The organism is Fretibacterium fastidiosum (assembly GCF_000210715.1).
Lineage (GTDB): Bacteria > Synergistota > Synergistia > Synergistales > Aminobacteriaceae > Fretibacterium > Fretibacterium fastidiosum.
This window is the reverse complement of the sequence record NC_021038.1, coordinates 1,003,838-1,008,529: the sequence shown is the minus strand read 5'-3', so window position 1 is coordinate 1,008,529 and position 4,692 is coordinate 1,003,838. Positions and strand designations below refer to the sequence as shown.

Genomic DNA, 4,692 nt, shown 5'->3' with positions numbered 1-4,692 from the left:
ACTGGACGCAGGACGCGCAAGCGCTGCACAACCTCGTCCGCGCCGTGGCCTGGCCCTTCCCTGGGGCGTTCACCTTCCTGGGAGGGCGGAAGCTCATGGTGTGGCGCACGCGCCCGTCGGAGGGGACGTCCGCGGCCTCTCCGGGCACGGTGCTGCGCTCGCGGCCACCCCTGGTCGCGGCAGGGCGGGGCGCCCTGGAGCTCCTGCAGGCCCAGTGGGCCGACGAATGGGGCGAGAGAAAAAAGGACGGGCTTGAGGGGGACGACGCCTGCCCGCACCTTGAGAGAGGCATCCTTTTGGGGGGAACGCTGAAGTGACGGTAGAGAACTGCACCCTGGCGATAAAGATAGACATCGACACGCTGAAGGGATATCGGGAGGGGCTGCCGAGGCTCCTCGACATACTGAAGGCGCACGGCGTCCGTGCGTCCATCTTCTTCTCCATGGGGCCCGACGAGTCGGGGAAGGCGCTGCGACGCATCTTCCGAAGGGGGTTCCTCGCCAAGATGCTGCGCACCCGCGCGCCCTCCACCTACGGGCTCAGGACCCTGTTCTACGGAACGCTGCTGCCGGCGCCGATGATCGTGTCCTCCGAGCCCTCCCTGCTGTGCCGCGCCCTGGACGAGGGGCACGAGTGCGGCATCCACGCCTGGAACCACGTCCTGTGGCAGGACCGTCTGCCCCGCATGACCCCCGACGTCATCCGCCACGAGCTTGGGATGGCGGTGGAGCTCTTCCAGAGGGTTTCGGGCGCGCGCCCCTCCTGCTGCGCCGCGCCCGGCTGGCAGGCCACGCCGGACAGTCTGGCGGTCCAGGACGAGCTGGGCTTCGCCTACTGCAGCGACACCCGCGGCAGCGCTCCGTTTTTGCCCCGGATGGGGGGACGGACGTTCCAAACGCCCCAGGTGCCCTCGACCCTCCCCACGCTGGACGAGGTGCTGGGGCGCGACGGGGTGTCCGCCGAGAACGCCGCGGACCATTACCTCGACCTCCTGGAGCCGGGGCTGAACGTTCTCACGATCCACACGGAGATGGAGGGCGGCGCGATGAGCGGCGCCTTCAGCGCCTTCATGGACGCCTGCAGCGAGGGGGCCCTGACCTTCATGACGCTGGGCGAGGCCCTGGCCGCCTCCCGGCCCCTCCCGGAGGCGGACGTCGAGATGCGCCCCATTCCCGGCCGCGCCGGGACCGTGGCGACTCAGGTCGTCTGAGCCGCTGTCTCGAGGCCCGCGGCCCCGCCGCGGGCCTCGAGGATAATGGACTTTTAGCGCGCCGCGTGATACCATAACGACGTTTATTATCGGAAATCACAGAACTTCTCGAATTGTGTGTTTTAACGAAAACAGGTTTTAATTACACGTTGCTTTAGCGTTTTATCCTAAAACACCCTGGGGGGTATCCAAATGCGGAGGTATATCTTTCAACGAGTTTGGGCCAGCTTCCTGACGCTATTCGTCGTCGTGACCCTGACCTTCTTCATGATGCGCGCCATTCCGGGCGGGCCGTTCACGGACGAGAAGGCGATCCCGCCCTTCATCCTGGAGAAGATCATGGCCCGCTACCACCTGAACGACCCATTGTACGTGCAGTACGGGCACTATCTGTGGGACGTTCTGCACTTCGACCTGGGCCCCTCCTACCGGTACGAGGGCATGACGGTGAACCAGCTCATCGCCTCCGGCTTCCCCGCCTCGCTGATGGTGGGGAGCATCGCCATCCTGCTGTCCCTCGTCGTCGGCATTCCCGCCGGCATCGTCTCTGCCCTGCGGCGGGGGCGCTGGCAGGACCGCACGGCGATGGTGCTGGCCACGCTGGGCATCACCATACCCAACTTCGTCATCGCGACGATCCTCGTCTACTTCTTCGCCTACCGCTGGGGCTGGGTGACGGTGGGCTTCTGGGAGGGGCTGCCCACGGCCCTGTTGCCCGCCATCACGCTGGCGGGGTACCCGACGGCCTTCATCTCGCGCCTGACTCGCAGCAGCATGTTGGAGGTCCTCCAGCAGGACTACATCCGAACGGCCTACTCCAAAGGCCTTCGGGAGCGGGCCGTGGTCTACATCCACGCGCTGCGCAACGCCATCATCCCCGTGGTCACCTACCTGGGGCCCCTCATCGCTGGCATCCTGACGGGCAGCTTCGTCGTGGAGCAGGTCTTCGGCGTGCCGGGGCTGGGCACCTTCTTCGTCACGAGCATCTCCAACCGCGACTACACCACCATCATGGGCGTCACGATCTTCTACAGCGCGCTTCTGGTCTCGCTGAACCTCGTGGTGGACATCTGCCTCGGGTTCATCGACCCGCGGATCAAGCTGAATTGACGGAGGGGACGGATATGAGCAGCATGGAACGAGCGGTTCCCGATATCAGCGATCCCCGGCTGTTCGAGCCGGTGTCGCCGGAGGAGAGGACGCGCGCGGAGTTCGTCCGCCCCTCCCTGAGCTACTGGCAGGACGCCTGGCGGCGCCTCTGCCGGGACAGGGTGGCGATCCTGGGGCTGGTGGTCATCCTCATCATCCTGGCGATGGCCGTCGTCGGCCCGTGGCTTTCGCCCTACACCTACGACGGGCAGGACTTCATGGTGTCGAACGAGCCCCCCAGCCTGAAGTTCTGGTTCGGGACGGACATGTTCGGACGGGACATCTTCGTCCGGGTGCTCTTCGGCGCGCGGATTTCGCTGGCCGTCGGCTTCGTGGCGAGCTTCATCAACCTGTTCATCGGCGTCATCTACGGCGGCATCGCCGGCTTTGTGGGCGGACGGACGGACAACGTCATGATGCGCATCGTGGACGTCATCTACAGCGTCCCGACGATGATCTACGTCATCCTCCTCATGGTGGTGGTGGGGCCGGGGCTGAAGAGCATCTTCATCACCCTCGGCATCTCCTACTGGGCCTCCATGGCGCGGATCGTGCGGGCCGAGGTGATGCGGATCAAGAACGAGGAGTTCGTCCTCGCCGCGCGTGTGCTGGGGGCCTCCAGCACACGGATGCTCCTGCGCCACCTCATCCCCAACGCCATGGGCCCCATCCTGGTGACGCTGACCTTCTCCATCCCACGCGCCATCTTCACCGAGGCGTTCCTGAGCTTCGTGGGGCTGGGGGTCAGCGCGCCCATGGCGAGCTGGGGCGTGCTGAGCAACGACGCGATCGGCTCCCTTGCCATCTACCCGTGGCAGCTCTTTTTTCCGGCCGCGGCGATCTCCGTCACCATCCTGGCCTTCAACTTCCTTGGTGACGGCCTCCGCGACGCGCTGGACCCGCGCCTGAGAAAGTAGGGGAGGGAGAACGATGAACGATCGCATGAACGCCATGAACTCATCGGACTTCCTGCTGCGCGTGTCGGACCTTCGCACGTCCTTCTTCACGCCGGCGGGAGAGGTCAAGGCCGTGGGCGGGGTATCCTTCAACGTGAAGCGCGGCGAGGTGCTGGGCATCGTGGGCGAGAGCGGAAGCGGCAAGAGCGTCACCATGCTCTCCGTGCTGGGGCTTTTGGGGACGTCGGGCCGCGTCGTGGGGGGCAGCATCGACTTCGACGGCCAGGAGCTCACGAGGATGCGACTGCGGGACCTGGAGGAGCTTCGCGGGAAGCGGATATCCATGATCTTTCAGGACCCCATGACGAGCCTCAACCCGGTGCTGACCGTCCGCTGGCAGATGGAGGAGTCCCTGAGGCGCCACAGGATCCCCTGCGACCGGCACGACCGGGCGGTGGACATGCTGAAGCGGGTGGGCATCGTCCCCGCGGAGCGGCGCCTGACCCAGTACCCCTTCCAGTTCAGCGGCGGGCAGCGGCAGCGCATCATGATTGCCATGGCCATGATCTGCAACCCGGACCTCCTGATCGCGGACGAGCCGACCACCGCCCTGGACGTGACGGTGCAGGCCCAGATACTGGAGCTGATGAAGGAGCTTCAGGGGCAGTTTGGGACCTCCATCATCCTGATCACCCACGACCTGGGCGTCATCGCCGGCATGGCGGACCGCGTGCTGGTGATGTACGGCGGGAGGATCATGGAGCGGGGGACGCGGCGGGAGATCTTCTACGAGCCGGCCCACCCCTACACCCGCGGCCTGCTGCGCTCCGTCCCCAACCCCGAAGAGCTGGTGAGGCAGCGGCTCATCCCCATCGAGGGGCAGCCGCCGGACCTGCTGAACCCGCCTGCGGGCTGTCCCTATGCGCCGCGCTGCCCTGAGGCCATGCGCGTGTGCATGGAGTACTCGCCTGATCGGACGGAGCTCACGGGATCGCACAACGCGGCCTGCTGGCTCTTGAACCGTCCGGCGGGGTCGGCCGCCGACAGGAAGGAGGGAGCGCGATGACGATGGAGGGGAAGGGCGTCCCGATGCTGGAGGTCGTCGGCCTCAAGAAGTACTTCGAGGTCGCCGCCGGCACGGTGCGCTCGGTGGACGGCGTCACCTTTGACATCCGGCCCGGCGAGACGCTGGGGCTGGTGGGGGAGTCCGGGTGCGGCAAGACGACGACGGGGCGGACGATCGTGCGCCTCTACGACCCGACGGGGGGGACGGTGCGCTTCATGGGGCAGGACATCACCCGCCTGTCCCAGGGGGCGATGCTGCCGTGGCGCAAGCGGATGCAGATGATCTTTCAGGACCCCTACGCCTCGTTGAACCCCCGCATGACGGTGGGGGACATCGTGATGGAGCCCATGGCCATCCACGGCATCCCGAAG

General features: G+C 66.3%; 5 protein-coding genes and 1 pseudogene. All 6 read left to right on the top strand.

The window, feature by feature from the left end; genetic code table 11:
* A pseudogene (locus SY1_RS04560) lies at window positions 1-317 on the top strand (formyltransferase); the annotation flags it as partial.
* A complete protein-coding gene (locus SY1_RS04555) occupies window positions 314-1,210 on the top strand; it encodes a polysaccharide deacetylase family protein (protein ID WP_243440581.1) in 897 nt (298 codons plus the stop codon). The pseudogene SY1_RS04560 and the gene SY1_RS04555, both read left to right, overlap by 4 nt.
* 192 nt (window positions 1,211-1,402) lie before the next feature.
* Entirely contained in the window at window positions 1,403-2,320 is a 918-nt protein-coding gene (locus SY1_RS04550; protein ID WP_015556331.1) for an ABC transporter permease, read from the top strand.
* Window positions 2,321-2,334: 14 nt separating this feature from the next.
* A complete protein-coding gene (locus tag SY1_RS04545) occupies window positions 2,335-3,276 on the top strand; it encodes an ABC transporter permease (RefSeq protein WP_015556330.1) in 942 nt (313 codons plus the stop codon).
* Between the two features lie 13 nt (window positions 3,277-3,289).
* Window positions 3,290-4,321 carry an ABC transporter ATP-binding protein gene (locus SY1_RS04540; RefSeq protein WP_015556329.1) on the top strand — a complete coding sequence of 344 codons (1,032 nt, stop codon included), beginning with the start codon at window positions 3,290-3,292 and terminating at the stop codon, window positions 4,319-4,321.
* Window positions 4,318-4,692: ATP-binding cassette domain-containing protein (locus SY1_RS04535; RefSeq protein WP_243440580.1), on the top strand; the 375-nt coding region annotated here is incomplete at its 3' end. The genes SY1_RS04540 and SY1_RS04535, both read left to right, overlap by 4 nt.

Bases quoted from the DNA above. Each gene is read 5' to 3' on its own strand.
- SY1_RS04540 (WP_015556329.1), top strand. From the start codon at position 3,290: ATGAACGATCGCATGAACGCCATGAACTCATCGGACTTCCTGCTGCGC.
- SY1_RS04550 (WP_015556331.1), top strand. From the start codon at position 1,403: ATGCGGAGGTATATCTTTCAACGAGTTTGGGCCAGCTTCCTGACGCTA.
- SY1_RS04545 (WP_015556330.1), top strand. From the start codon at position 2,335: ATGAGCAGCATGGAACGAGCGGTTCCCGATATCAGCGATCCCCGGCTG.